At 57.0% G+C, this 24,861-nt stretch carries 25 protein-coding genes; 9 read left to right on the plus strand and 16 right to left on the minus strand.

Annotated features, from left to right (window positions below):
* Nucleotides 1–145: 145 nt before the first annotated feature.
* Entirely contained in the window at nt 146–1,384 is a 1,239-nt protein-coding gene (locus AC3ZU9_RS11810; RefSeq protein ID WP_490090751.1) for an alpha/beta fold hydrolase, read from the plus strand.
* A gap of 108 nt (nt 1,385–1,492) precedes the next feature.
* Here the strand turns inward: AC3ZU9_RS11810 and AC3ZU9_RS11815 are convergent, their stop codons facing one another.
* Both AC3ZU9_RS11815 and AC3ZU9_RS11820 read right to left on the minus strand, forming a co-directional pair.
* Nucleotides 1,493–2,254 (minus strand): SDR family oxidoreductase, encoded by a 762-nt coding sequence (locus AC3ZU9_RS11815; RefSeq protein ID WP_490090752.1) that lies wholly within the window; start codon nt 2,252–2,254, stop codon nt 1,493–1,495.
* A gap of 17 nt (nt 2,255–2,271) precedes the next feature.
* Nucleotides 2,272–2,898 (minus strand): glutathione S-transferase family protein, encoded by a 627-nt coding sequence (locus AC3ZU9_RS11820; RefSeq protein ID WP_490090753.1) that lies wholly within the window; start codon nt 2,896–2,898, stop codon nt 2,272–2,274.
* 147 nt (nt 2,899–3,045) lie between these two features.
* On the opposite strand from AC3ZU9_RS11820, the gene AC3ZU9_RS11825 reads away from it, so the two are divergent.
* From AC3ZU9_RS11825 to AC3ZU9_RS11845, 5 genes are all read left to right on the plus strand, one after another.
* A complete protein-coding gene (locus tag AC3ZU9_RS11825; RefSeq protein ID WP_034105483.1) occupies nt 3,046–3,549 on the plus strand; it encodes a flavin reductase family protein in 504 nt (167 codons plus the stop codon).
* A gap of 33 nt (nt 3,550–3,582) precedes the next feature.
* On the plus strand, nt 3,583–4,230 hold the full coding sequence (gene ribB / locus AC3ZU9_RS11830) for a 3,4-dihydroxy-2-butanone-4-phosphate synthase (protein ID WP_064052508.1): 648 nt from the start codon (nt 3,583–3,585) through the stop codon (nt 4,228–4,230).
* 97 nt (nt 4,231–4,327) lie between these two features.
* Nucleotides 4,328–4,744, plus strand: a complete 417-nt coding sequence (locus AC3ZU9_RS11835; RefSeq protein WP_034105481.1) for a carboxymuconolactone decarboxylase family protein — start codon at nt 4,328–4,330, stop codon at nt 4,742–4,744.
* Nucleotides 4,745–4,790: 46 nt separating this feature from the next.
* Nucleotides 4,791–5,912 (plus strand): LLM class flavin-dependent oxidoreductase, encoded by a 1,122-nt coding sequence (locus AC3ZU9_RS11840; RefSeq protein WP_110623609.1) that lies wholly within the window; start codon nt 4,791–4,793, stop codon nt 5,910–5,912.
* 141 nt (nt 5,913–6,053) lie between these two features.
* Entirely contained in the window at nt 6,054–6,581 is a 528-nt protein-coding gene (locus AC3ZU9_RS11845; protein WP_490090754.1) for a DUF1097 domain-containing protein, read from the plus strand.
* A gap of 14 nt (nt 6,582–6,595) precedes the next feature.
* On the opposite strand, the gene AC3ZU9_RS11850 is transcribed toward AC3ZU9_RS11845, so the two are convergent.
* A complete protein-coding gene (locus tag AC3ZU9_RS11850; protein ID WP_490090755.1) occupies nt 6,596–7,471 on the minus strand; it encodes a LysR family transcriptional regulator in 876 nt (291 codons plus the stop codon).
* A gap of 63 nt (nt 7,472–7,534) precedes the next feature.
* Nucleotides 7,535–8,548, minus strand: coding sequence for a helix-turn-helix domain-containing protein (locus tag AC3ZU9_RS11855; protein WP_490090796.1), 1,014 nt, complete (start codon nt 8,546–8,548; stop codon nt 7,535–7,537).
* Between the two features lie 385 nt (nt 8,549–8,933).
* Here AC3ZU9_RS11855 and AC3ZU9_RS11860 point away from each other — a divergent pair, with 385 nt between their 5' ends.
* Together AC3ZU9_RS11860 and AC3ZU9_RS11865 are read left to right on the plus strand one after the other, a co-directional pair.
* The gene (locus tag AC3ZU9_RS11860) at nt 8,934–10,379 is read left to right on the plus strand and encodes an APC family permease (RefSeq protein ID WP_490090756.1); all 1,446 of its coding nucleotides are present in this window, start codon (nt 8,934–8,936) and stop codon (nt 10,377–10,379) included.
* A gap of 97 nt (nt 10,380–10,476) precedes the next feature.
* Nucleotides 10,477–11,058, plus strand: coding sequence for a TetR/AcrR family transcriptional regulator (locus AC3ZU9_RS11865; RefSeq protein ID WP_064052513.1), 582 nt, complete (start codon nt 10,477–10,479; stop codon nt 11,056–11,058).
* Here AC3ZU9_RS11865 and AC3ZU9_RS11870 read toward each other — a convergent pair.
* Nucleotides 11,055–11,711: an NAD-dependent epimerase/dehydratase family protein gene (locus tag AC3ZU9_RS11870; protein ID WP_490090757.1), complete on the minus strand. Its 657-nt coding sequence runs from the start codon at nt 11,709–11,711 to the stop codon at nt 11,055–11,057. The two genes, AC3ZU9_RS11865 and AC3ZU9_RS11870, sit on opposite strands and share 4 nt — an antisense overlap.
* Nucleotides 11,708–12,379, minus strand: coding sequence for an SDR family oxidoreductase (locus AC3ZU9_RS11875; RefSeq protein WP_490090758.1), 672 nt, complete (start codon nt 12,377–12,379; stop codon nt 11,708–11,710). Before AC3ZU9_RS11875 ends, AC3ZU9_RS11870 begins: the two co-directional genes overlap by 4 nt.
* 292 nt (nt 12,380–12,671) lie before the next feature.
* Here AC3ZU9_RS11875 and AC3ZU9_RS11880 point away from each other — a divergent pair, with 292 nt between their 5' ends.
* Nucleotides 12,672–13,880, plus strand: coding sequence for a pyridoxal phosphate-dependent aminotransferase (locus tag AC3ZU9_RS11880; protein WP_490090759.1), 1,209 nt, complete (start codon nt 12,672–12,674; stop codon nt 13,878–13,880).
* A 49-nt stretch (nt 13,881–13,929) separates the two neighbouring features.
* Here AC3ZU9_RS11880 and AC3ZU9_RS11885 read toward each other — a convergent pair whose 3' ends face one another.
* The 10 genes from AC3ZU9_RS11885 to AC3ZU9_RS11930 form a co-directional block, all read right to left on the minus strand.
* Complete coding sequence (locus AC3ZU9_RS11885) at nt 13,930–14,610, minus strand: GntR family transcriptional regulator (RefSeq protein ID WP_064052516.1); 681 nt, start codon at nt 14,608–14,610, stop codon at nt 13,930–13,932.
* Nucleotides 14,611–14,878: 268 nt separating this feature from the next.
* The gene (locus AC3ZU9_RS11890; RefSeq protein ID WP_490090760.1) at nt 14,879–16,102 is read right to left on the minus strand and encodes a maltoporin; all 1,224 of its coding nucleotides are present in this window, start codon (nt 16,100–16,102) and stop codon (nt 14,879–14,881) included.
* A gap of 149 nt (nt 16,103–16,251) precedes the next feature.
* Nucleotides 16,252–17,241: an ABC transporter permease gene (locus AC3ZU9_RS11895; protein ID WP_102060545.1), complete on the minus strand. Its 990-nt coding sequence runs from the start codon at nt 17,239–17,241 to the stop codon at nt 16,252–16,254.
* Nucleotides 17,238–18,182, minus strand: coding sequence for an ABC transporter permease (locus AC3ZU9_RS11900; RefSeq protein WP_490090761.1), 945 nt, complete (start codon nt 18,180–18,182; stop codon nt 17,238–17,240). The genes AC3ZU9_RS11895 and AC3ZU9_RS11900 overlap by 4 nt, the downstream gene beginning before the upstream one ends.
* Complete coding sequence (locus tag AC3ZU9_RS11905; RefSeq protein ID WP_102060543.1) at nt 18,179–19,717, minus strand: sugar ABC transporter ATP-binding protein; 1,539 nt, start codon at nt 19,715–19,717, stop codon at nt 18,179–18,181. The genes AC3ZU9_RS11900 and AC3ZU9_RS11905 overlap by 4 nt, the downstream gene beginning before the upstream one ends.
* Nucleotides 19,718–19,777: 60 nt before the next feature.
* A complete protein-coding gene (locus AC3ZU9_RS11910) occupies nt 19,778–20,866 on the minus strand; it encodes an ABC transporter substrate-binding protein (protein WP_490090762.1) in 1,089 nt (362 codons plus the stop codon).
* A 66-nt stretch (nt 20,867–20,932) separates the two neighbouring features.
* Nucleotides 20,933–21,676: an SDR family oxidoreductase gene (locus tag AC3ZU9_RS11915; RefSeq protein ID WP_064052522.1), complete on the minus strand. Its 744-nt coding sequence runs from the start codon at nt 21,674–21,676 to the stop codon at nt 20,933–20,935.
* A 54-nt stretch (nt 21,677–21,730) separates the two neighbouring features.
* A complete protein-coding gene (locus AC3ZU9_RS11920) occupies nt 21,731–22,024 on the minus strand; it encodes a putative quinol monooxygenase (protein WP_158242094.1) in 294 nt (97 codons plus the stop codon).
* 10 nt (nt 22,025–22,034) lie between these two features.
* Nucleotides 22,035–23,126, minus strand: coding sequence for an NAD(P)-dependent alcohol dehydrogenase (locus tag AC3ZU9_RS11925; protein WP_102060539.1), 1,092 nt, complete (start codon nt 23,124–23,126; stop codon nt 22,035–22,037).
* Between the two features lie 391 nt (nt 23,127–23,517).
* A complete protein-coding gene (locus tag AC3ZU9_RS11930) occupies nt 23,518–24,849 on the minus strand; it encodes an MFS transporter (protein WP_490090763.1) in 1,332 nt (443 codons plus the stop codon).
* Between the last annotated feature and the right edge of the window lie 12 nt (nt 24,850–24,861).

Consider the following 24,861-nt stretch of genomic DNA (forward strand, 5'->3'; position numbering starts at 1 on the left):
TATTCATCACGGCGTGGTCTCGCCTTTATCCTGTCGCCTGGCAGTTGATAAATGCGCACCGGTTTGCACTCCATGCAGCCCGCTTTGGGCGGTAGGACACTGACGTGATGACGCGGCACTGCAACAGTGGCGCAGGAGAAAAATAATGACTTTCATCAGTTTGAATGAGCGGCTGGTTGACGCTTACCCGGACCCCGAGCTGCGTCGCCTGGCGCCTGGTTTATCGGTAGCTGTCGAGTTCAGGGTAGGCGGGCAGTCCATTGGGCTGAGTGTTGTCGACGGGCGACTATTCAAAGGCTTTACGGGTGAGCCAACGATCCGCATCGAGGCCGACGAACCTGAATGGGCGCGCGTGTTGACTACTCCGCCGGTTGCCACTTATCACAGCTTTACAGCACTGCAGATTGCCAACCCGGCATTTGAGGTGAGCGGCGATGCACAACTGATTGCCCAGGCGCGACCGTTTCTCGAGCGTTTGTTTGAGTTGGTAACCCTGACTCCTTCTACACCGGCACACGCTGTCGAGCGGTCCCTTTCCCAGATTCAAGGCCAGTATGCCGAGGTGCACGCGGCGGGGCAGGCCTACGAGATGTATTACGAAGTGGCTGGGGAAGGTATTCCCTTGCTGTTCCTGCACACTGCAGGTGCTGATGGGCGGCAGTATTTCGCGCAGATGGCGGACGTCCAGATGGCGCAGCAATTTCGTATGTATGCGATCGATCTTCCGTTCCATGGTAAGTCGATGCCACCGCGAACGTGGGATGGAGCACCGTACCTGCTGACCAGCGAACGTTATCAACAATGGTGCACGGCGTTTATTGAGCAGGTGATCGGCGCGCCGGCCATCGTTGTCGGCGGTTCCATGGGCGCGGCGATGTCCCTGGTGCTGGCGGCCGAACACCCTGAGCAATTGATCGGCGTGGTGGCGTTGGAGCCCCCCTTCCAGTCGCGTGGCCGTCGCAACCCTTACCAGAATCATGTGCAAGTTCATGGTGGGCTGCACAACGGCGCCTACGTACGAGGTTTGATGAGCCCGACCAGCCCTGTCGAGGATCGGCGCCGCGCCAGTTGGATTTACTCCCAGGGCGGCCCGGGTATCTATCCCGGTGACTTGGCGTTCTACAGCGACGAGTTCGACGGGGCCAAGACCGCGCCGCGAATCGATGCAGGACGCACACCGGTGGCGCTGCTTTCGGGCACTTATGATTACTCGGCTACGCCCGCGGACGGCGCCAAACTGGCCGAGTTGATACCGGGTTCGTTACACCTGGTGATGGACGGGCTAGGGCATTTCCCGATGACTGAGCATCCGGATCACTTTCGGCATTATCTGATGCAGGGCCTGGCCCATGTTGCACAGCGTGCAGGGCTGGCGACGGCCTGACTACGCGTGAACGAGCCGCCGGTCGCACGGTTCGTGTGGCCGGCGGCTTTCGTTTATCTGTGTGCAAAAAAAGCCCGGCATTCACCGGGCAAAGGTCACAGGTAAAGGTCAGTCAACCAGGTGGTTGCCGATCGAAGAGCCGCCATCCACCGTCAGGATGCTGCCGGTCGCAAAGCGTGAGCGGTCGGAGGCGAGAAACAGGAAGGCCTCGGCGATCTCCTCCGGCCGCCCCATTCGATTCAACACGGCGCGTGCGTCGAACGCTGCACGCAGTGCCTGCGGGTTATCTGACTGGGCAAAAATCCGGTCGAAGTAAGGGCTGTCGATGGTGCCCGGCGCGACGGCGTTCACGCGGATGCCATCTGCAGCATGGTCCAGTGCCATTGCACGTGTGAGCGCCGATACGCCGCCTTTGGAGGCCACATAGGCGGTACGGTTGGCAATCGCGCTGGTGGCTGTATAGGACGTGGTGTTGACGATGGACCCGGACTTCTGCCTGGCCATGACGGGCACCACATGCTTGGCACACAGAAACATGCCTTTGAGATTGACCGACATCAGGCGGTCCCAATCCTCTTCTTCGATGGTGACAACGTTGCCGGTCATGCCGAAGCCGGCGTTGTTTACCAGCACGTCGATGCGGCCAAAATGCTCAATGACCGTTTCAACCATCGACTGTACGTCGGCGTTCACGGCGACGTTGCATGCGATCGCGAAAGCGTCGATCTCATCCGCCGTAGCGCGTGCGGCCTCGATGTTCACATCGGCCACGATCACCGACGCCCCGTTTTTTGCAAAAAGTGTGGCCACCGCTTTACCAATGCCGCTGGCGGCGCCCGTGACGATGCAGACCTTATTGTGTAATTCCATAGCACTCATCTCTCTGATCAAACCACCGGGCCGGCCCATTTCTGGCGAAAGGATTGATGCTTGAGCATCCTTGCGTACCAGGCCTTGAGGTTGGGGAACTCCGCCCGGTCGAAGTCCATGTTCAGCCACCGGTGTGCGTGCACGGCCCAGGCAATGTCGGCGATGGTCATCGTTTGCCCGCAGATGTACTCATGTGTGGCCAGGCGCTGTTCGATCCAGCCCCAGACCTTGCCGGCTTCGCGAATCGCGGTTTCCAACGCGGGTGTATCGCGTTTTTCCGGGGCGGTACGAATCAACTGGAAGAACACCACGGTCTGTGGTCGGGTGAGCTGTGTCTGTTGGCAATCCAGCCACTGGTCGACCACCGCACGGAGCTTGGGCGCCGCCGGATAGAGGGGGCTGGTCGGTGCATAAGCGTTGCACAGGTAACGCATCACTGCGTTGCTTTCCCAAATCGTGAAGTCACCGTCGACCAGGGTTGGAACCAGACTGGTGGGGTTCATCCCGCGGTAATCGTCCTCTTCAAGCCCGCCGAAAACATTGCCCAAGTCGATCCTCTCGTAGGCGAGCCCCAGTTCGTCCATCAGCCAGACGACTTTCATGACGTTGCTGGATTTCATATGGCCATACAGCGTGCGTGGCATGGGTGTGTCCCTCGTTGAATTAAATGCTCGATCACTTATAAAAGTCGTCAGACAATCTGTCAATCATGCAAAATATTTTGACAGATTGTCTGACGATCTGTAAGTTTTCATTCCAACACCCCATGGGACTCCTTGGAAGAGGCAGACATGAAAGAACAACAACAAGAAAAAGAACTCGTTAACGACTTCAAGCTGGCGATGCGTCGATTGACATCGACCATCTCGCTGATCACTACGCGCCACCTGGGCCAGCCGTTCGGTATGGCTGCGACGGCGGTTCAATCGGTGACTGCCGACCCCGCCACCATCCTCGTCTGCGTCAATCGCTCGGCCTCCATCAGTACTGCGCTGGAGGTGAGCGGTCGCTTCGCGGTGAACATGCTGCACCTCTCCCACGTCGATCTGGTGCCGATTTTCAGCGGCCAGCTCAAAGGGCAGGAGCGCTTTGAGCATGGTCAGTGGGTAGAGGAGCACGGCGTGCCGGTGCTGGCCGACGCGCAGGCGGCGCTGGTGTGCGAGGTGTGTGAAGTGGCGACCATCGGCTCTCACGATGTGATTTTCGGCCGAGTGCTGTGGGTCGATACCCGGCCGGATATTTCGCCACTTTTGTACGAAGACGGGCGCTTCGCCAGATCCGCCGCGATCAAGTGATATCTCCTGAGACTTGAGACCGTAGAGGTTGTTATGGGCTTTGCAACGATTGAGAAAGCACTGGAAGTCATCGCCACCGGCGGGATGGTGATCGTGGTGGATGACGAGAGCCGCGAAAACGAAGGTGATGTCGTGATGGCTGCCGAGTTCGCCACCACGCAGGCGTTGACGTTTATGGTCAGCCGATGCCGTGGGATCGTCTGTGCGCCGATGCCTGAACGCATTGCACGGCGCCTGGAATTACCGCTGATGGTGGAGCGCAACACCGACTCCATGAAAACCGCGTTCACCGTTTCTGTCGATTTGATAGCAGGCGTCACCACCGGAGTTTCAGCGGCAGAGCGCGCGTTGACGCTTCGAGCACTTGCGGCGGCTGACACGACGGCACAGGCACTTTCAAGGCCAGGGCATATTTTTCCGCTGATCGCCCGCAACGGTGGCGTTGAAGAGCGCGCTGGTCACACCGAAGCGGCTGTGGATCTTGCTGAGCTGGCAGGGTTGTCGCCGGTAGGTGTGATCTGCGAGATCCTCAAGGACGACGGCAGCATGGCGCGTCGTGCTGATCTTGAAGTGTTCGCACAACAGCACGAACTCATCATTATTTCGATTGCAGAGTTGATTGTGTGGAAAGCAGCGAATGCTGTTAGCACTAAACAAGTAAGGCCCAGTTTGGTGGCATAGCTCTAAACCTGAATGTTTAACCGCAACACTTTAGCGCGATGGCTGTGTAGGCAGTCATAAGGTCGCCAAGGTATTAACTCACCCCGAGGAAGATGAAATGAACAGCCAAGCAAAAATTACTTCGCCCGATGGCAACCAACTTTCCGAGCGTTTCCATGATGGCCTCAAGACCCGCCGTGAAGTGCTGGGTGAAGCTTATGTGGATGGTTCCATTGCCAAGGCCACGGATTTTAACTGGCCGGTGCAGGAGTTGGTGACCGAGTATTGCTGGGACGCTATTTGGAATCGTCCGGGTCTGGATCGCCGTACACGCTCCTTCCTGAACCTGGGCATGATTTCGGCATTGAACCGTCCTCACGAGTTGAAGTTGCATGTGCGCGGCGCGATCAATAATGGTTTGAGCAAAGAAGAAATTCGCGAAGTACTGCTCCAAGTGGCGATTTATTGTGGTGTGCCGGCTTCGATTGATGGCTTCCGCCTGGCGCAGGAAGTGTTTGACGATATGGGCGTCTGACCCAGCGCTCCGTAAGCATCAACAACAATAAAAAGAGGAATGTGAAATGGACATGCAAGAACGCTTTCACGAAACCGGCAACCCTATGTTCAACGACAACGCGCTGAAATTGGGGGTGTTCGGAACCAACTGCTCAAACGCCTGCGCAATCACCACGGCTGAATCCACGTTTGAGCCGACCTTCGAGCACAACGTAAAGATCGCTCAGCAGCTGGAAGCGGCGGGTTGGGAGTGCATGGTACCTATCGCGCGTTGGCGTGGTTTCGGTGGTGAGACCAACTTCAACGGCACCAACATGGAGACGTTCACCTGGGCCGCTGCGATGGCTGCAGTTACCACCAAGCTGCAGTTTTTCTCCACCACCCACGTGCCCACTATTCATCCGATCGTTGCGGCTAAAATGGCGACCACCATCGACCATATTTCCAAAGGCCGTTTTGGCTTGAACCTGGTGACCGGCTGGTTTACTCCGGAAATGGAGATGTTTGGCCGCGAGATGATGGAACACGACCAGCGCTATGAGTATGCGGATGAATGGATGGATATCGTTGCTGCGTTGTGGGCGCGTAATGGTGTGGACTACAACGGTGACTTCCACAAGACCAAAGACGCCGTCATGGAGCCCAAACCTTACAACAAGGCGGGGCGCCCGGTGATGATCTGCGCCGGGTCGTCGGGTAAAGGTCTGGATTTCACGGCCAAGCACTGCGATTTCAACTTCGGCTTCATGCAGGACATGGAGAAAGGCGCCGCCTGGGTCAAGCACGTCAAGGACCTGGCCCGCTCCAAGTTTGGCCGGGAACTGGGGACCTTCACATCGTGTCCGGTCATTGTGCGAGAAACGGAAAAGGAAGCGCGCGAATACTACGACTACTACGTCAAAGAAAAGGGCGACCGCGTGGCGTGCGACAACCTGGCCGATGTGCTGCAAGTCCAGTCGCAGAACCACTCCGCAGAGATGTACGCGAAGTTCAAAGAACGCTTCATCGCGGGCTGGGGCGGTTATCCCTTGATTGGTTCTCCGGAGCAAGTGGCCCAAGGCCTGATCGACCTGAAGAAAACCGGAGTCGACGGTACGTTGTTGACCATGGTCGATTACAACGAAGAGCTGCCGTTTTTCAATGAGCGGGTGATGCCATTGCTGAAGCAGGCCGGCCTGCGTCGCTGAGTGTTGAGCCAACACAGCCAGGCCTCATGATCAATGAGGCCTGGCTGACGTTCGCACGCGGCAAAGATACACAAATCGATGTTTTCCAGAAGCGCCTGATGCACGACAAACAACAATAAACGCGTTGCAGGAGTGAATAGGATGTCGACAAGATTTTCGTTGAATTTGAGTGTGTGGATCGGTATTACCGTAGGGCTTTACGTGCTGTTGTACCTGATGAGCCCGCTCGGTTTACTGGGCGCGCTGCCGTGCACCTTTGTTGCGCTGCCTATCTACCTGAGCGGGGGCGCCAGAGCCGACAAATTCGCTGATGCCTGCCTGAGTGCGGTGGCGGGAGTGGTATGGGGCATCGTTTTTATTTACCTGGATTCGCTGTTTGCACATCAGGGCTTGCACCCGTTGGTGGCGTCTGCACTTTCGGTTGGCCTGGTCACCATAGCGCTGTGCGCGACGCACTTGCTGTTCACCCCATGGGGGCTGTTTTCAAATATTCCGATGATGTTTGGTGCTGTGGCGTGTACGTTCTTTGTAGGGCCGGACAAGTGGTTTTACATCATGGTCACGCTTTGCCTGGGCGTGCTGTTGGGGTTCATCAACCATTCGGGGCGCAAGTTCCTGGATGAGCGCGGGCGGTGGACGCTGCTTCGCGCGCACAAGATCGATGACTGAGCCTCGCGACTTATCTAGTGCTTTTTCACCGCTTGCTCGGTAATCAGTTGCGCCAGTAATTTCACCGGTTCGGTAAGGCTGCGGCGCGCGCGATGAACCAGGCCTATATCGCGATGGAACGTACGCTGTTTCAGGTCGATCGCGCGCACTTCAGCAGGCCACTCCTTGCGGGTGGCCGTTTCCGGTACCAAGGCCACACCAACACCGTTAGCGACCAGCTTGATGATCGCATCGAGTTCATCGAGTTCGCAGACTTCATGCAATGAAAAATGGGTCTGTCGCAAGAACCGATCAACCTGCCGCCCGCCAAAAGATGAACGGTCGTAGCGGATAAAGGGCTGGCTCGACACCAACTCGGCCCAATCGTCTCCGGGCATATCGGCGGGGACGATCAGTCGATACGGTTCGCGCGCCAAGGTTGTCCAGCGCAGATCGCTTTGAAGAGAAAAGGGTGGGCGGATGATTGCGGCCATGTCGATTTCACCCGAGTCGACCTGGTTCACCAACTCCATCGAAAGGCCCGGTATGACGCGTGTTCTACAGGCCGGGGAGCGCTGGTGAAATTCAGCCAGCGCTTCCGGGAGATAAGAGCGCTGAACGGATGCAATCGCACCGATAGTCACCAGAATGCTGGCTGGCAGGCCCACCGAGCTTGTGCCCAGGTTTTTAAACTGAAGCACCAGTTGCTGGCCTTGAGCCAGTACTTGATGCCCCATCTGATTGAGTTGCGCCGAACGCCCTTTGCGGTCGAACAACTCGACCCCAAGCTCGGCCTCAAGGCGTTGCATCTGCGCGCTGACCGCTGCTTGAGTCAGGCCGATTTTGCTGCCGGCGGCTGCAAATGTGCCTTCTCTCGCTACGGCGATAAGGGTTTTCAGTTCTTTGATCATGCGCAAATAATAGTTATGTTTCGTTTGGAAATATATTCATATTTTTGTCGTTGGAAGGGCCTTTCAACTCAGTGGGGGCCAGGTTCCCATCCCGACACAGGGCGGGTTGCGGTACGTTTCCGAAGGTAACTCTCCAAACTGGTTTTTGTAGTAGTGGGAGAACATACCAAAGTGCCAAAACCCCCAGCGCATGGCGGCTTCAGACACCGAAGGCACGCCACTTAAAATGTCTTTGCGGGCGCCGTGCAAGCGCACTTGGCGGATATACGTGCACGGATTGACACCCACCACCTGAATGAATGCGCTGTGCAGTCCACGCCTGCTCATGTGCAAGTGTTCGCACAAGGCTTCCACTGAGTGGTTGGCCGTTGGCTGGCTCAAAATAAACGCGCGCGCCCTGTCTACCATCGCTCGATGAACCCGATGATCTCGCGGTGAAGAAGATGGCGTATGGGACAAACTGCCCATCGCTTCAAGCGCCGCCACGGTGACATCCTCGCAGAGTTGCAGGCGCGTGGCCTCACTGTCGATCGAGTCCGGACACGCCACGGCTGAACCCAGGCCTGATAGCAGCAAGGATTTGTATCGAGCGATCCCCTGTGTATCGCCTTTGAGCAGGCAGGCGCCGTTGACCAGGCGGTCGGCGCTCACCCCGTAAAGGCCCTGGGACAGCGTGTTCAGGAATGACACGTCAATTGTCGCCGCCAGGATGTCGGACTTGGTTGTCGCACAGAAACGGGCTTCTTCACCTTGGCGCATGATGAATAACGAGTCGGCCTGCATTTCCCTGTTCTGCCAAGAGCACGTCCCTTCATGCAAGGTCACACCTATCATCACGACATCGGTGTCAGCGACCGAGCGTTGATCGACGGCTTGATTGATCCATTCTCTGAACACTTGGACTCGCCCAAGAGATGCACGCGCGACGCCGCCTTCAAAGTTGCCACAGGAGAGCTGGGTATAGTCCTGCATCCAGTCAGGAAGAATTCTCGATTGAAGGAACGGGTCATTTGACCGCTCACATGCAACTCTTGGAAGTGCGCAGGGCGGGAGGGCGGTATCTGGATTGTGCTGCATCACGACAGTCTCCGAAGTCTGCCGTTGAAGCAGCAATGTTCGTTCCAGCTTGCCGCGCGCAATCAGCGCTTCAGATAAAAGAATTGATCGCTAAATGCACGGTAACGAAGCATGGGGTTTTCCTTTTGGTGCGTGCTGAAAAACAGTCATGTTTGGCGTGCACCACGCGCCGATATTGGATAGCGGCGAATTTTACGCGGGCGCAACAATGATCACGACGCATGTTGTCGATTCGGTGAGTCGGCGTATCAGGGGCACTCCCTTTAAACGCGCGTCACTTTAGTTGCGGTTCAGACAACTGCGAACTTACTGAAACCGTCAGGGCAGGGACGTCGAAGGTAGATCAGTGATTTCTTGCGGGAAAACAATATCCATAGGGGCGAATATGCACACTGCAGAGCCAGGCATTACTGATAGCAAACCGGGCTTGTCCGGGTCTTTAGGTGTTACCTCGATTGTGCTGATGGTGATTGCAACGGCCGCGCCATTAACCGTGATGGTTGCCAATACGCCGCTGATTATCTCCATGGGCAATGGCGCCGCAGCGCCTTTTGACGCAATGATTGCAACGGTGATCATGTTTCTCTTCAGTGTGGGTTTCATCTACATGTCGAGGTACATCACCAACGCAGGGGCGTTCTATTCCTATATCCAAAAAGGCATGGGGCGGTCCATTGGGTTGGGATCCGCGACCCTGGCAGTGATCTCGTACTTCATGATCCTGGTGGCGTTGGAGGCTTACATTGGCTTCGCCTTGTCGCAGCTGTTGTTGACCACGCTGGGTATCACTATTTCCTGGTGGCTTCTGGCATTAGCTATTACCGCGTTGGTAGGGATCCTGGGCTATCAGAAGATTGAACTGAGCAGCAAATTCCTGGGTGTGGCATTGGTGCTGGAAATTCTGATTGTGTTGGTGGTGGACGCCGCCATTATTGGCAGCGGCAGTATTGGCCCGGATGCGCTGGAGCCGTTTTCGGCGACCAGTATTCTGTCGGGGTCGCCGGGCCTTGGGATCATGTTTGCCATCTATTGCTTCACGGGGTTTGAGTCGACGGTGGTCTATCGCGAAGAAGCGATAAACCCGAATGTGACCATTCCAAAGGCCACGTACATCGCGGTATTTGTGATTGGCGTGTTCTACGCCGTGTCGATGTGGTGCCAGGTGAACGGTGTGGGGTTATCGCAAGTGGTACAGCAAGCGACCGATCACCCAGGTGATATGTATCTGACCATGGTGGAGCGATTCACCAACAAAGCCTTTGTGGATGTAATGCAGGTTTTGCTGGTGACCAGTCTGTTTGCATGCGTGTTGTCGCTGCATAACATCGTCGTTCGCTATCAATACGTGCTGGGACGCTTTGGCGTGCTGCATTCAAAGTTGGGGAGCGTGCATCAGAAACACGGGTCGCCCTTTGTGTCCTCGGTATTGCAAACAACGTTGTCGCTGCTGGCGGTCGCCATTTGCGCGCTGATCGGGATGGACCCGGTCACCCAGATCTATGCGTGGGGTGCGACAGCGGGAACACTGGGTTACATGGTGATCCTGTCCCTGACGTGCGTTTCGGTACTGGTGTTTTTCCGCCGAAGCGACACGCCACATCCGTTCTGGAACACCGTTGTGGCACCCACCGGCGGGTTCCTCGGATTGGTCGCTTGCCTGATCGTGGCGGTCCAGAATCTGCCCGCGCTGGTTGGCGGTGAGAATGCCGGACTTGCAGCCTCCATCATGGAAATGATTGTGATGATTTCATTTGTCGTGGGCTGTGCCGCCGCCTTGATGATGAAGGTGATGAGCCCTGCGAGATTTGCGCTGTTGAAACAGGTGGGTTGAGTTCCCTTCTTCCTCCTTGCTGCACATGTGAACAACGGCAGGCGCTCCACCGGGCGCCTGCCGCTTGATCGTTTTTTTTGATAGCATGCGCCGCATTATGAAGAAACCCGCCCATGACATGCGCCAGCACATCATTGATGTCGCCAGGTCGCTGATGACCCAGAAAGGTTACACCGCCGTCGGCCTTACCGAGCTGCTCGCGGCCGCGGGTGTGCCGAAAGGGTCGTTCTACCACTACTTCCGTTCCAAGGATGAGTTTGGCCAAGCGCTGCTCGAAGAGTACTTTGACGAGTACCTCACGCGTGTCGATGTGCAGTTGGCCAGTGAGGGCTCCGGCGCCGAACGTCTGCTGATCTATCTACGCTATTGGGCCGAGACACAGGCGTTTGATCACACCGATCAAAAATGCCTGGTGGTCAAATTGGGGGCGGAAGTGTGCGACCTGTCCGAAAACATGCGCGGTGTGCTTGAGAAGGGTACTGCCCTGATTATCGAGCGGATGATTCGTTGTGTTGAGCAGGGCAAAGCCGATGGCTCAATCGCCGCGTCCGTTGACGCCGCGATGCTGGCTGAAGCGCTCTACCAGATGTGGTTGGGCGCCTCGTTGCTGGTCAAGGTCAACCGGACTCGCGAGCCCTTTGACGCGGCGCTTGAAATGAGCCGACGCTTACTGGCCTAACCTGGCCTTGTCATGCTGCTCGACGTAACAACATGCACGCCTGGGGCCCGATTAATCGCGGCTTCCAGCAGTGCCCGCGCGATCAGCGCCGGGGGGTTGAGTCGCCAGCGCCCCGGCAACAACGGCGCCGCGAGTTTCAACAAGAGGATCATGACGTGCTCGGCAGGGCGCACCTCTTCACGCTTGCCTCCAATGACACCCGGCCGCACATACGTCAGCGATTCAAATCCAACTTTCGCCAGATCCTGTTCCAGGCGTCCTTTGACTTGGTTGTAAAAAAATGAAGACCCTGCATCGGCACCGATAGCGGAATTGAGCACATAGGTCGACGTGCCGTGATCAGCAGCTAACCTGGCCACTGCCAGTGGGTAGGTATGGTCGACGCGTTCGAAGGCTTCTTTGGAGCCCGCTGTTTTCAGCGTGGTGCCCAGGGTGCAGATCACGGCATCCGCTTGCCATTGCTCTGCCTGTTCACCCAGATGCTCAAAATCGGTGAGGGTCGCGATGAGTTTCGGGTGTGCCGGCAGCGCTTTTCGCGTCGGCGCATAGACCCTTGCGACGCGTGGGTCCGACAGCGCTAAATCCAGGACATGACGCCCGACCAGCCCGCTCGCGCCGACCAGCAGCAGCTTTATGGTGGTTGGTGGGTTCATGCCTGTCGACGATCCCGATCAAACGGCTGAATAGCTTCATCGACCGGCGTAGTGCCTTGGGTCAGTTCGATGATGACGCGACTCACACCGGGCTGTTCGATGATCTGCAACAAGGCTGCTGCGACATCCTCGCGCGGTACGTCGCCGTAGGGGATGGCAAGGCCGGCGTGGACTTTGCCAGTGCCAGGCGAGTCCAGCAACGTGCCGGGGCGCAGAATGACCCAGTCAAGATCGCTTGCAGCGAGGTGCACGTCCGCGCGTTTCTTCACGGCCATATAGTTTTCGAAGGTCTCGGACACCGTTTTGCCACGCGATGCCTCTGGAAACGCCGAAACCAGAATAAAGCGCCGGATACCCGCTAACCGAGCCGCGGCGACAGACAGCTCCAGGCCATGACCGTCGATGGCATCCGTCATCTGTGCGCCGCCTTTGCCGCCGGCACCGGCCGCGAATACCACGGTATCACTGCCCGCCATCAGCTTGGCCAGAGCCTTTGTGTCAAGCTCAAGCAAGTTACCGGCAACTGGGATGGCGCCGAGCGCTTCGAGCCCCTCGGCTTGTTCCGCATGACGGTATAACGAATGTGGTTGATGGCCTCGTTCTGCCAGCTGTTGAGCAAGGCTTCGGGCCACTTTACCCGAACCACCGACGATAAAAACTGAGTGCATAGCTCCTCCAGATCAGGCGATGTTTCACAAATGGCCCGCTCAAGCGAACCTGCAAACGGTGTTGACGAATGCATGTTGAATTTTATTCTATATCGCTCGCTACAGAAGCTGTCAAGCGCCGGGCGCTAATGCTTAGAGCCAATTTTGCGCAATAGCACCGGTGTCAGGAGCGAAAAAGCGGCTGACAGCTAACAAATATAATTGTTTAAACTCATCCAGATATATTGTTTTAATTGTTTTGCGGGGGCCGCTAGCATTCACGCACTATCAACGAATGCTGAAGAGTGGCCCCATGCAATTGCTCGGAAATCTGCTGAAAGCGGTTAAACCCTCGCCCACGCTAGCAATCACGCGCAAGGCCGCAGAGCTGCGCCGCAATGGGGTAGATATCATCAGCTTGTCGACCGGTGAGCCGGACTTTCCCACCCCTGATCACATCAATGCAGCTGCCAAAGCGGCGATTGATGCAGGCCAGACCCGCTATACCGATGTGGATGGAACTCCGGAGCTCAAAGCGGCGATCGTTCGCAAGTTTCAGCGTGAAAACGGCATCACCTACACGACCGACGAAATCAGCGTCGGCACCGGCGGTAAGCAAGTACTGATCAATGCGCTGCAGGCCACCCTTAACCCTGGGGATGAAGTCATCATTCCTGCGCCTTACTGGGTGTCCTATCCGGACATGGTGCGCTTGGCAGGGGGCACGCCCGTTGAGGTCCCTTGTGCGGCCCATCAGCACTTCAAAATCACTGCCGAGCAACTCAAGCAGGCAATCACGCCGCGTACCAAGTGGCTGATTTTGAATTCGCCAAGCAACCCGACGGGTGCGGGTTATAGCGCGACTGAGCTTGATCGGTTGGGCGCCGTATTGTTGGAGCATCCGCAGGTCTACGTGCTGACGGACGACATGTACGAGCACCTGAGTTACGACGGATGGGTATTTTCCACCCTGGCTTCGCAGATGCCGGCGTTACATGATCGCGTGCTGACCGTGAATGGCGTTTCAAAGGCTTATTCAATGACGGGCTGGCGCATTGGTTATGCGGGCGGTCCTAAACCTTTGATCGCCGCCATGGCCACCATTCAATCGCAGACCACCAGCAACCCCTGCGCGATATCCCAGGCCGCTGCCGTGGCAGCGCTGGACGGGCCTATCGACTTTCTGTCTGAGCGTAATGAAGTGTTTCGTCAGCGCAGGGATCTTTGCCTGGACGCTTTTAACACCACCCCCGGCCTGGTATGCCGCCGTCCGGAGGGCGCTTTTTATCTCTTCCCTTCATGCTCGGGGCTGTTCGGACGCAAAACGCCAGCCGGTGAAGTGCTGACGAATGACGTGGATGTCTGCCGGTACCTGCTCGAAGCTGCGCAGGTGGCGGTGGTACCGGGGAGTGCGTTTGGCCTGGAAGGATACTTCCGCATTTCTTTTGCCACGTCGACCGCCACCTTGGAGCACGCCTGCAAGCGTATCACCCGCGCTTGTCTCGCGCTGACGGCGGAATGAACATCCGCGCGCGTGGCGGTATCGCTTGGGGGATCCCGGCGTGAGTCGGCTACTGCTCCGTGCTGGATTCCAGAACCTCGAGTGCCGCGTTTTCGGCATTCTTGATGTGCAGGGTGGCCATGCGTTGGGCACCTTCGCCATCACGGTTTTTGATGCAGGCCAGCAACTCATCGATTTCAGCCAGGCTTTCGCGCAATCGTTCAGGCCTGGAGAAAGAGGTTGCTCGAAGCAGGTTGATACGACTGAGCAGTCCCTGGAGTACTTCAGTGATCAGCCGGTTGCCGCAGCAGCCGAGCAAGACGTCATAGATTTTTGATTTGGCTTCAATCAGTGCGCGGCGATCCGGATTGCTGGACTGCTTGTGCAGGTTGTTGACGGCTTTACCCAACTTGACGATATCTTTATCAGAGGCAAGCCTGGCAAATTCATGGGCTGCAAAACCTTCAAGGAGGCCACGCAGCGCGTAGAGTTCGCGAGCTTCAGCAATGTCTAGGCTGGCGACCACCGGGCCCCTGTGCGGCACGATCACGATCAGCTTTTCAGCTTCGAGCTTTCGCAGGGCCTCTCGAAGGGGCGGACGGCTGACTTTGAGCATCTCACAAAGCTCGCGCTCCACCAGCCGTTCTCCGGGAGCGAACCGTCCATTCATGATGGCCTCCCGCAGGAAGCTCTCCACATGCCCTCGGAGTGTTTCAGGGCGGCTCATTACCGGCATTGCATCACTACTCATAAAACTCCCGCCTTTAGGTCACACACAGCTTGATGCGTAATAGATCTGTTTATATTAATAGCAGATTGTATGCAGGTAGGCTTGTAGAGCCATCATATGGAGCAGCACACAGGCTTTGCGGCGTAATTGTAATACAATGTTGACGGGTATTCATATTCGGCCGCTGATGAAGCGACCCCGCAGAAAGCGGGGGGGGAAAGCGCGACGCGCCTTTAAATTGATGAGCGCTCGCCGCGGTGTGCGGCGAGCCTTGATTAAAGCAGCTCGTTTATTTCCACCAATACTCGATCTGTACGCCAAAATTTGAACCGTTGCGACTGGTGCCGAATGCACCGCTATCAGATAGCGCCGTTCCTGGCACGAGCTCTGATGCCGCCTCTTGCGCTGCCTTGTTCCACTGCGCATAGGTGTAGTACAAGCGGATTTCCGGCCGAGCCCAGAAGTCTTGGCCGGCAGGGGACCATGTGGGCGCAACCGTAAATTTATTCAACTTGCGCATGCCGCCAGACGCATTCACTTGGTCATGGCCCACTTCGGTGACGAGTTTGATATGTTCCGTCAGTGCATAGCTCGGACGTACCCCAACCGACAACCAGCTTTGCCTGCCGCCGATATAGCGTTCATCTTGCTGATAGACCACGTTGAACTGGCCCCCGAAACGCGGCGTTACCTGCCAGTCGAAATACTCGACGGCCCGCCAACTGCGCGAGCTGTCGTCCAGCGTCGGATCGCCGGTGTAGCCCAGCCCCGTGCCCGAGCCCTCGCCGTACTGAAGGGCAAATGTGTTATGCCCTCCCAGAAACGGCGTTTGCTTGTGTTGGGCGGTCACTGCCCAGCCGTTATGGACTTGCTCGCGATTCGGCTTTTCGATGTAACTCAACCCCAGTTGAAGTACACCGCCGGGGTTCACTTGAATGCCGTCGACATTGAAGTCGTGGCGGTTTATGTAGTCGCGCTGGAATACGTTGTCCTTACGCGAGAAGGCATAGCTGTACTTGTAGTCGCCTAATTGAACATTCTCCACGCCAGCGCCTGTGGCACTCTGGTTCCAGTAAAAGTAGTCTGAAATCAGCACGTCGTTTCGTTTGTAAAACCGTCTGCCTGCCCAGAGCGAGCCGCCGTTGAGCGCGGCTACATTACTCCATTGGCCGTACAGTTGGGCCATCCTTGCCCAGCCGTCATCACCCGTGAATTCAGGGGTATGCCCGTAGCCTTCATAGAAGGCGGCCATGCCATCCACGCTCAACACCGACCCGTCATCAAACTTCGCCAGGTCTTGTCGCAACTCAAGTTCACTGTACTGCTCGCATTCGTTTCCCAGCCGATACTTCGACTGTGCTCCCGGAAGCTGGAAGCAGGATTGAGTGCCGCCACTGGAGGACCCACCCGCACCTGCGCGCAAGTAACCCGAAAACTCCAGTGCATGTGCCGACAGTGGGAACACTATCGACGAGCAGATCATCACTACGACGTTTTTTATCTTTCTGTTCATGAAGGTGTCATCCTTTTTATTATTGTTTTGCATTCAAATGACTAACTAACAGCGACGCGTCATCGCCTCTGGCATGTGGAGATGCCAAGGGTGGTGATTCAGAAAGTATGAGAGCGGCAGGCCCGGCTATGCGGGCCTGACGTGGCGCTTTATTTTTGGCGAACGCCGGCGCTTATCGCTGCCACGGCGATGACCAGGCCCTGTACCATCAGCTTGCCGGGCTCCTGGATACCGAACACGGTCAGTGCCGCAAAGAGGTAGCCGAAGGCGAGCACTGCGATAAACGGGCCCATCACGCCGCCGCGCGCGCTGCCGAATGTCACTGCGCCCAATATCGCTGCTGCGATGGCATTCATTGCAATATCCAACCCTGGTTTGATACTGCCGACCCCCAATGCCGAGGTCTGTAGTAATGCCCCCATCGCCCCTAAAATGCCCGCTGCGACGTGGCTGATGAAGATCACTCGCTGCACGGGCAACCCGGAGATGGTCGAGGCCTTCGGGCTGTCGCCGATGGCGGCTAAAAACTTACCGAATACCAGTGTGCGCACCGCCAATGCGAACACGATGGTCAACCCGACCCATATGTAAATCGCGTATGACAACCCCAAAAGCCGTTCGCTGGTTACCAGGTTGAGCCATTTAGGAACTGCCCCAGGTGGCTGTCCTGTGGTCAACCAGGAAACAGCGCCGAGCAGTACCGTCGTCATGCCCAGCGTGATCATCACGGCCGACGCCCGAATGTAGGCGATAAAGATGCCGTTGAGCACGCCCACCAGCATCCCGAGCAGAATCGGGATGATGACGATAAGCGCAGGATGCAGGCTGGAGAGTACGCCTGATGTGACGAGGTAGATGGTCATGGCGGACACACCGACAACCGAGAGGTCAATTGACCCGGCTCTCATCACCAGTGCCTGCCCCAATACGATGATGCCCAGTGGCGCACACTGGCGCAGGATGATTGAGGTGAACATCGGGTTCAACAGGTTGCTGGCGAAGAAGGCAATGATCACCAGCAGTGCGGCGAGTACCAGATAAGAGGGGGGCAGTTGCAGGACCCAGTGCAACACGGTTTTAGCCCGTTGGCTGGTCGTCCTGGCTGCTAGGGGTAACGGTGTATAAGAGCGGGCGTTCATAGACCAATCTCCTTGCGACGTTGCAGGCTTACCACTGCCAGCAGCAGTAACCCTTTCACACCGATCTGGATAAAAGCGGAAATGTTGGACAGGTTCATCGCATTGCCGATCAGGCTTACCAGCAGTGCGCCCACTACAGTGCCCAGCAGGCTGCCAACCCCGCCGCTTAGTTGAGCACCGCCTAACGCCACTGCCGTCACCGAATCAAGGTTGAACGCGTTGCCGACTTTGGCGTCGCCCGAAGACAGACGGCCCGCCAGGTAGAGACCGGCAATGAACGCAAACAGCGAGCTCAGCAGGTAAGCAGCAATGATGATGCGTTGCGTATTGATACCGTTCAGACGCGCATTCTCGGCACTGCCGCCGGCGGCAAACAGGTGAACACCAAACGGCCGGCGATACAGCAGCCAGGCCGCCGCCGCTACCGGTACGCCGATCCAGAACAGTGACAAGGGCACACCTGCGACATCGCCGTTTACCAGCGTCGTCAGCCAGGAAGGCACATCACCGCCTGGTATCGGACGCAGCAGCAGCGCCAAACCTTGGGCAAAGCTCATGGTTGCCAGCGTCATGATGATGGGGTGAACGTTGAGCCTGGCCACCCCAACCCCGTTGATCAGGCCGATTGACAGCGCTGCCAGCAGGGCGATGCTGAAGGTCATCGCGGCCGGGTAGGGCATGGCCACTAGGGTCGTGGTGAGACTCACTACAGCACCGTTGGAAACATCGAGGCCGCCAGTGACGATGACCATCATTTGGCCAACCGAAGCGAGCACCAGCGGGGCGGTTTGCGCCATGACGTTGGAGAGGTTTTGCCGGGTTAAGAACTCGGGGGAGCTGAGGGCGGCGACCAGCAGGACCAATGCCAGAATCATCAGCGCGATACGCAGCGTGCCACTTCTTGAGTTGCGAGGCATGGCGAAAAGATTGAGGGCGCTCATAAGGCATGAACTCCTGTGTGGGAGGCGACGTGTACATCCGAGTGTTGCGTGCCAATGGCGGCGTGCAAGATGCGTTCTTCGGTCGCCTCCGACCCGCTCATTTGTGTGACGATCCGGCCCTCGTGGATCACCAGGATTCGATCGCACAAGCCGATCAACTCCAACAGCTCGCGTGAAAGCACCAACAGTGCTCCGCCCTGTTCGACAAATTCGCGCAGCAGGCGGTAAATCTCAGCCTTGGCGCCGACGTCCACGCCGCGCGTCGGCTCTTCAAGAACGATGACGTCGACCCCCGACGCCAGCCAGCGGCCGATCAAGGCTTTTTGCTGGTTACCTCCTGACAGCGACTTGACGATCACCCGCGAATCGCCTTTGCCGATGTTCATATCGCGCATAAGCCCGGCAACCACAGATTTTGCATTCGTCAGGATCGAGCCAAGGGGGCGTCCTATTTGCGTACCCAGCGCGATGTTGTCGGCGATCGACAGGTTTAAAAACAGACCTTCGCTTTTCCTGTCCTCGGGGATGAAGCCCAATCCGGCTTGAATCATCGGTTCAATACCGTTCGTTGGGTCCAGCCGGATCGTCGCGCCAGTGGAGGGGGACATTTTGACAATGTCCGAATGCGCAGCCGCTTTGAGTCCGACGATGGCGCGTGCAATCTCCCGCTGGCCCTGGCCCTCCAGGCCGGCCACGCCCAATATTTCGCCGCGATTGAGGGAAAATCGGACGTCGGGCGAATGCGCTTCGACCTTGAGTGCACGTACGTCGAGTGCCACGTTTTTGGCGACTTCGCCGCGCGGCGGGAAAAAATCGACGAGGTCTCGGCCCACCATCAGGGCGACCAATTCATGCTCGGTCAGTGACGCGGTTGGACGCGTGGCGACATGCCGACCATCCTTCATCACGGTCACGGTGTCGCACATCTCGAAAATTTCCCGCAACCGATGTGAGATGTAAATGATCGCCTTGCCGGCGTCCCTCAACTCGTAGATGAGCTGTTGCAGCCGCTCTACGTCGGCGGCATTGAGCGCGGCGGTCGGTTCGTCGAAAATGAAGATGTCAGCATCGGCGGATATGCCCTTGGCAATCTCGACGGCCTGTTGCTGTGCGACGGTCAGGTTTTTTACCAGGGTCTTTGGGTCGAAGTTGAGTCCGACCCGAGAGAGTATCTCGGTGGCTTTTTTCTCGGCGGTTGCGTAATCCATCGCTCCCATTCGTGTGCGCGGTTCGCGTCCCAGGAAGATATTTTCCGCGACCGACAGATTAGGGATGAGCGTGAACTCCTGGAACACCGTGGAGATGCCCTTGTGCAGCGCATCCAGAGGGGAGGAGAGCACCAGGCGTTCGCCGTTGAGTTCCAGGCTGCCGCTGTCTGGTTTGTGCACGCCCGCGATGATTTTCATAAGTGTGGACTTACCGGCGCCGTTCTCGCCGGTCAAGGCATGGATCGAACCTTTTTCAAGTGAAAAGTCGATGCCATGCAACACAGTGGTATTGCCAAACGTTTTGATGATCTTCTGTGCGCGTAGCATGGTTGATCCTCCGGTTAAAGGCGCAGGCATGCAAATGCCTGCGCGATGGCGTCATCAGGATTATTTGGTGCCGTAGTATTTCTGGAGTTGCTCTTCCGGTATTTCGGAAGGGCTCCAGAAGGCATCCGACAGGTCCATGCGCACGTATTTATCCAGAGTGTCGGTAGTGACCGGGTCGGGGCGGTTCACGTAATGCTTGTAGACAGGTTTGCCCTCAAGCAGCGCGACGGCAGCGCGTACCGCCGCAGCGCTCAAGCCGGGTGGGCAGATGGGGCCAATGGATTTCAGGTTGTCGGTCTTCCAGCGGCGCAACCAGCCGTTCATGGCTTCGCCGGTGATCGGGGGCAGGGTGGCTACGCCCATTTGCTGCAGTGCATCGGCGCAGCCGAGCGACATGTTCGCGCCGTCAGCCCAGATGCCGTTCACTTCAGGGTTAGACAGGTAGAGGCTTTCGCACATGCGTTTGGCATCATCGTAGGACCAGTTGGCGTATTGATCGGAAATGATCTTGATGCCTGGCGCGGCTTTGAAGGCTGCCATTGCGCCTTTGTAGCGATCCTCATCAACCGGGTGCCCCGCGACGCCCCGCAGCAACCAGATGTTGCCTTTGCCGTTAGTCTGCTTGATAAGGTATTCGGCCATCACCTTGCCGAAGAAGAAGTCGTCTCCCTGGATCTCGGTGGTGAATTGGTCGGTACTGGTTTTGCCCAGGTAAACGACGACGGGGATACCTGCCGCACGGGCTTTCTCGATACCTGCTGAAGCTGATGTGGTGGTCAGGGGCGCTACGATGAGCACATCGACTTTTTGGGCGATGAGGTCTTCAATGTCAGCGGCTTGCTTGGACTGACTGAGGTCCGCACTTCGGAAGAGGTATTCCTTGATTTGTGGGATACCTTTGACGGCTTGTTCGGCTTCGTGAGCGGTTTGATAGGTATGGGTTGAACCGGCAAGACCGTAGTGGCTCATGCCAATTTTCCAAGGCCCTTTTTTCTTGAATTCGTCAGGCTTGGTCTGGGGGTTGGTCCCGCTCGCAGGTGCGGTATCAGCCAGCAGGTAGAGATCTTCGGCGAAGACTACGGGAGCACACAGGGCTACGGTGCAAGACAGGCTGAGCGCAGCTGCCCACCGTTTGATGGATGATTTCATGCTTGACTCCGTTATTGTAATTATAAGCCAGCGACCGGGCAGCCAGGCTGCCCGGTAAACCCAGGGTTAGAAAGGTTGTGCCGTAGGACGGATCAGGATTTCGTTGACGTCGACTTCCGGCGGTTGGGACATCGCGAACGCAATGGCGCCGGCGATGGCGGTAGCTTTCATCGCGATGTCGCGCACTTTCTTCTCTTCGGCCTTGGCTTCGACGTCAGTGATGGTCGAGGCCAGGTTGGACTCAACGGCACCCGGCGAGATGATGGTGGTGCGAATGTGCTCACCAATCTCCTGGCGCAGGCCTTCGGAGATGGCACGTACCGCAATCTTGGTGCCGCAATACACCGCGCTGTTGCGGGTGACGATGTGGCCCGCCACCGATGCGATGTTGACGATATGGCCGCTGTTCTGCGCTTTCATCACGGGCAGGGCAGCAGCAATGCCATACAGGACGCCCTTGATATTGATGTCGATCATGGCGTCCCACTCGTCTACTTTGAGGGCCTCGATCGGGGACAGTGGCATGATCCCGGCGTTGTTCACGATCACGTCCAGGCGGCCGTAGGTTTCCACGGCGACGTCGACAAAGTGCTGAACGTCCTGGCGGCGTGTGACGTCGACCACTACGTGAGTGGCAGTGCCGCCAGCGCTCTGAATTTCCTTAACGATCTTTTCCATCGCGGACACGGTATTGGCAGGCGCACCAATGACGACTTTGGCGCCCAAGCCGGCCAGGTGCCTTGCAGTTGCTTCACCGATACCGCTGCTGGCGCCTGTAATTGCTACAACTTTGCCTTTTACGTTTTCCATTTTTGTTGCCTCGTATTGTTGTTTTAAGGGAACGCATCATGCTTGTGGGGAGGTTTACGAAAGCTTGCGATAGGTCTTGACCGAAATAGGCTCGGCCAACAGTGGATTGAGCCTTTCGACTGTTTTGGCGACGTGCTCACTATTGGCATGCCCGTCAACGTCCTCCTGAGTGGCCCACCCATCGACGATGACGAACTCGCTGTTGTTTTCGGTCGATTGGTACACGTCGTAGAACAGACAGCCTTTCTGCTTCAACGATGGACCGGCCAGACCCTGGATCAGGGCGCTGCCTTGCGTAATGCTCTCGGGTTTTACGGTGAAGCTGGCAACCACATAGATGGCAGTCATAAGGGCTCCTTCAGAACAGCAAGACGGGTTTGATGACCTTGCCGGACTCGGCATCGGCGATGGCTTCGTTGATGTTTTCAAACGGGTAGTGGGTGATGAAACGCTCGAACGGAAACAGCCCTTCCTGCTGCAACTGCACCAACTGAGGGATGAATACCTGGGGGATCTGGTCTCCCAGAATCACGCCCTGAAGCTTGCGGTTGAATGCAATCCAATCGAGGAGGATCGGGATGTCTTTGCCCAGGCTATCGAGGCCGAGCAGGGCGCAGTGACCACCTGGGCGAGTCGACTCGACGGCGTTGCGAATAACGTTGGGCAAACCGACGGCATCGATGCTGAAGTCTGCACCGCCGTCCGTGATTTTCTGAATCTGCTCGACGATATCCGTAGCCCGACCGTTGATGACGTGTGTGGCCCCAAGGTCCTTGGCCATTTGCAGGCGCGAGTCGTGCAGGTCGACGGCGACAATCACGCTGCAACGTCGAATCTTTGCCGCCATGATTGCTGCCAGGCCCACCGCACCGCAGCCGAATATCGCGATGGTGGCGCCCACGGGCGGCTGCATCGCGTTCATGACGGTGCCTGCACCCGTGGCCATGCCGCATCCCAATGGAGCCGCGATCTTTAAGTCAAAGTCTTTGGGCAGCTTTACCGCATTGTTTTCTGTCGCAAGGATGTAGCTGGCGAACGAGGACTGGCCGACGAAATTCGATGCAATGTCCGCATCCAGGATGGCGCGTTTGCCATTGGGGCGAGCGCCGGTCAGGTTGTACTGGACGTAGTTCCTGCAGTTCATTGGGTGCGCGCGGCGACAATCCGAACAGTAGCCGCAGGAACTCTGGCTCAGCGCAACGTGATCGCCCACCTGCAGGCTTTTTACGTCGCTACCGACAGCCTCGATTATGCCGACGCCTTCGTGGCCCGGGATTACCGGGTGCTTCGGGCCAAAAATACCGTCTCGCAACAAAAGGTCGGTGTGGCAAATACCCGTGGCGACCGTGCGGATGAGGATTTCATTCCCCTCCGGTTCGGCGATCGTCAACTCTCTGAGTTCTAGCGGGCTTTTGGCCTGGGTGGCCACTGCAGCAATCATACGAGGCATGCGGACGTGCTCCTTAGGCGTCTTGAAGACGCTCATGAATGACTTGCAAGTATTCAGATGCCCGGCGGCGTTGTTATCGGTGGTACCGATAAATGCGGGATGGGCAGGGCTGAAGCATCAATATTTGTGTTCTTGTATTACAATATTATTGGTGTGTTGTAAGCGAATATATCCGAACAAAACCAAATTGCAATAGGTGATCGGCAGCTTTTCGGGACGTGCCGGGTATTTTTTCCATATGGGCTGAAAGCCCCGAATATTGGGCGCGCACGCGTGCCTGGCCACTGATCGAGCCATTTAAAAGGTGAGACGGATAAGGAGATATACCGGGTGTTTACTCGCTTGCGATCAGCAAGGAAGGCACCCGGTCCAAGCGTTTGAAATTGTCAGGTCAGATGTTCTTGAGGTCTCGCCGGAATGTCTCCGGGCTGATGAACATAGTGGTTGCCGCAACCAGAGCGCTCAGGGTCATCATGAGGATTACTGCCCAAGGAGAGCCGTCAGCCCAAAGGATCAGTGCGCTGGCAAGCATTGGGGTAATACCCCCCAGCAGAATCGAGGCCGCCTGGTAGCCGATTGAAATCCCGGTATAGCGCACCGCGGTGGGGAACAGTTCTGAGTAATAGGCCGCCAGTGTGCCGTAGACCGGACCATGGCCGAGGCACAGTACCGCGATAAGCGCTATCGCCAGCAATACCAGCGAGCCACTCATGGCCATCAAAAAGAACGGGTAGGCGGTGATTGCGATAAATAACGCGCCCCCTATGAATACCGGACGGCGCCCGATGCGGTCTGAGACGGCACCCCAGAAGGGGATTGAGACAATGTTGAATAGCGCCGCCAGCATCACCACCAGGAGCACGTCGCTCTTGGGTATCTGGGTGTACTGTGACACAAAGGCGAGAATGAACACGGTGTAAATATAGTAATTTCCACCTTCTGCAAAACGCACGCCCAGCGCCAGAAGCAGTGGCTTGCGTTGAGTCGTGAACACTTGCGAGATCGGACTTTTTCGCTGCGCGACAGACTTTGTCATGGCTAGAAAGGCCGGTGATTCTTCGGTCTTGAGCCTTATGAAAAGACCCACTGCGGCCAGCAAGACACTGAACAGAAAAGGAATACGCCATCCCCAACTGAGGAAGTCCGCTTCCGGTAATGCAGACGCCGCAGCGAACGCCGCTGAACCCAGCACTAGGCCCGCAGAGACGCCGGTTTGGGGGAATGCTCCCCACATGCCTCGACGATTATCAGGCGCATGCTCCACGGCCATGAGCACGGCGCCTCCCCATTCTCCACCCACTGCAAACCCTTGCACGACGCGCAGCAGTATTAGCAGTGCGGGGGCCCACATGCCGATCTGTTGGTAGGTCGGTAGCATTCCGATCAATGTTGTCGAAATGCCCATGAGCATTAGGGTCAGTACCAGGGTTTTTTTACGCCCCAGTCTGTCGCCCATCTGTCCCGCAAAAAAACCACCCAGCGGCCGTGCGATGAACCCTACGGCGAACGAGCCGAATGCCGCGATGGTGCCAGCAGCAGGACTGAAGTTGGGGAAAAAAAGGTGGTTGAACACCAGCGCAGCGGCGACGCCATAGAGCGTGTAGTCGTACCACTCAATGACGCTGCCTATGACGCTGGAGATCAATACGCGCCGTTTGCCTGCATCGATTCTGTCACTCGGCAATGGCATTTCCCCGGTGAGGGGAGAGGCTTTAGTAGTCATATATCTACCTTA

It is taken from the genome of Pseudomonas sp. A39 (genome assembly GCF_058145955.1).